General features: G+C 70.0%; 1 protein-coding gene. It reads right to left on the bottom strand.

Annotated features, from left to right (window positions below; genetic code table 11):
• Positions 1-475: penicillin acylase family protein (locus ABD944_RS42665; protein WP_486303780.1), on the bottom strand; the 475-nt coding region annotated here is incomplete at its 3' end.
• Positions 476-554 lie beyond the last annotated feature (79 nt).

Genomic DNA, 554 nt, shown 5'->3' with positions numbered 1-554 from the left:
GTAGCTTGTCGAAGGGGATGTACCCCTTCCAGTCGTAGGCCGAGTCCCACCCGGGCTGCGGCATCCATCCGTCTCCCGCCCCGCGGATGGGCAGGCGGCCGGGCGTCTGGTAGCCGATGTCGCCCGCGGTGTCGGCGTAGATGAGGTTCTGCGCGGGAACGTCGAAGAGGGATGCCGCGTGCCGGAAGCCGGCGAAGTCCTGCGCTGCGTTCAGGGCGAAGATCGCCTGGGCCGTCGTGCCGGGCTGCAGTGCGGTCCACTGCAGGCTCACCGCGGTGACGCCCTCGGGAGCGCCCTGCGGTGTCGTGACCTCGCCGGTGCTGGAGCCGGTGTGCGGGGCGGCCGCGATGCCCCGGAAGGCGACGGTCTGGGCGAACGGATACGTGCGCTCGAGCCTCAGCAGCTGCGGCCAGGTCAGGACCAGGACAACGGCCGCACATGCGAGCGACATGACGATCCCGAGCACGCGCAACACTCTCGCGACTCTAGGCGAGGAGCCTGGACAAGTCGTGAGCAGACGTGGGGTGCGGCGTGGATGCGGACTCCTGTCGCAC

Origin of the sequence: Actinomadura verrucosospora, from assembly GCF_039540335.1 — a bacterium.
Taxonomy (GTDB): Bacteria; Actinomycetota; Actinomycetes; order Streptosporangiales; family Streptosporangiaceae; genus Spirillospora; species Spirillospora verrucosospora.
This window is presented reverse-complemented; position numbering and strand designations above follow the sequence as displayed.